Source organism: Mesorhizobium sp. M2A.F.Ca.ET.039.01.1.1 (genome assembly GCF_003998035.1).
Lineage (GTDB): Bacteria > Pseudomonadota > Alphaproteobacteria > Rhizobiales > Rhizobiaceae > Mesorhizobium.
The window spans coordinates 1-1,822 of sequence record NZ_RZRY01000995.1; the positions used below are offsets into that span (position 1 = coordinate 1).

The window sequence follows — 1,822 nt, forward strand, 5'->3', positions numbered from 1 at the left end:
CCCCCTTGAGGGGGTTGAGGAGCGGTCCGCACAGCGGACGGGAAGCCAATTGCTTGGCTTTCCGAGCGACGAAAGCCGGCAGGACAGAGAGGGGGCCCCGCGCCAGCATCTCAACAGTTTCACCGATCAACCCGGGTCGACAAGATAATCGACGACGAGGTCCGCTCCACCCCATCCATCGCCCCGATCCGGTCGAGCAGCGCGTCGAGGTCGCGGATCGACGGCGCGTCGACGATGACGATCATGTCGAAATTGCCGCTCACCGAATGCACGGTCGTGACCGGCGGCATCGCTTCAAGGCTCCGCACCACCTTGTCGGCGAGTTTCGGCGTGACGGTGAGCAACACATGCGCCTTGACCAGCCCCTGCTCATAGTCGGGCGACAGCCGGACCCCATAGCCGGCGATGATGCCGCGCTGCTCCAGCCGCTCGATGCGGCTCTGCACCGTCGTGCGCGACACGCCGAGCTGGCGCGCGAGCTCGGCGGTCGAGGCCCGAGCGTTGGCGCGCAGCAAAGTGAGCAGGGCCTGTTCGGCTTGAGTGAGCATTTCGACGAAACCTTTCAGCAGATCGTCCAAAGTTCAGCTTCACATTGTCAGATTCCACGCTTCCTTTCGACAGGCAAGCTGCGATGATTCCTGTGACTCGAAATTTGGCAGGGGAATTGATCATGAAGAACATCGTTGTCGTCGGCGCCGGCAAGATCGGCTCGACCATCGCCGAAATGCTGAGCGCCACGGGCGACTACCGCGTCACGTTGGTCGACCGCTCGGCGGCCCAGCTTGCCGCCGCCGAGCTGCCGGCCGGCGTCGCGACGCAGGAGCTCGACATCGCCACCACGGGCGAACTGGAAAAAATCCTTGCCGGCAAGTTCGCCGTGCTGAGCGCAGCCCCCTTCCACCTCACAACCCGCATCGCCGAGGCGGCCGCCGCCGCCGGTGTGCACTATCTCGACCTCACCGAGGACGTCGTCTCGACCCGCCGCGTCAAGGAACTGGCGCGCAGTGTGAAAAACGCCTTCATCCCGCAATGCGGCCTGGCGCCGGGCTTCATCTCGATCGTCGCCAACGACCTCGCCAGCCGCTTCGACACGCTGGAAAGCGTTCGCATGCGCGTCGGCGCGCTGCCGCAATATCCGTCCAATGCGCTGAACTACAACCTTACCTGGAGCACCGACGGCGTCATCAACGAATATTGCGAGCCCTGCGAGGCGATCGTCGAGGGCGAGCTGATCGAAGTGCCTCCGCTGGAGGAGCGCGAGGAATTCTCGCTCGATGGCGTCACCTATGAGGCCTTCAACACCTCGGGCGGGCTCGGCACTCTGGCCGAGACGCTGAAGGACAAGGTGCGCACGCTGAACTACCGCACCATCCGCTATCCCGGCCACGCCGCGATCATGAAGGCGTTGCTCAACGACCTCGGGCTACGCCACCGCCGCGACGTGCTGAAGGACATCTTTGAAAGCGCCCTGCCGGCGACGCTGCAGGATGTGGTCATCGTCTTCGTCACCGTCTCGGGCCGCCGCAACGGCCGCCTGCTGCAGGAGACCTACGCCAACAAGATCTATTCGCACCGCGTCGGCAACATCGTGCGCAGCGCCATCCAGATCACCACCGCGTCGGGCATCTGCGCCGTGCTCGACATGCTGGCCGACGGCTCGCTCCCGGCCAAGGGTTTCGTGCGCCAGGAAGACATCGCCCTCGACGCCTTCCTCGCCAACCGCTTCGGCCGGGCTTATGCCCAGCACGAGATGGTGAGCCGGCTGGCGGGGTGAGTCTCCCACCCTCCCCCTTGTGGGGAGGGTCGGCGCGCAGCGCCGGGG

At 65.2% G+C, this 1,822-nt stretch carries 2 protein-coding genes; one reads left to right on the forward strand and one right to left on the reverse strand.

Translation table 11 applies throughout. The annotated features are described in order from the left end of the window. Nucleotides 1–119 precede the first annotated feature (119 nt). Nucleotides 120–548, reverse strand: coding sequence for an Lrp/AsnC family transcriptional regulator (locus EOA24_RS36520; RefSeq protein WP_126083638.1), 429 nt, complete (start codon nucleotides 546–548; stop codon nucleotides 120–122). An 83-nt stretch (nucleotides 549–631) separates the two neighbouring features. Here EOA24_RS36520 and EOA24_RS36525 point away from each other — a divergent pair, with 83 nt between their 5' ends. Continuing rightward, on the forward strand, nucleotides 632–1,774 hold the full coding sequence (locus EOA24_RS36525; protein ID WP_281059388.1) for a saccharopine dehydrogenase family protein: 1,143 nt from the start codon (nucleotides 632–634) through the stop codon (nucleotides 1,772–1,774). Nucleotides 1,775–1,822: the final 48 nt, after the last annotated feature.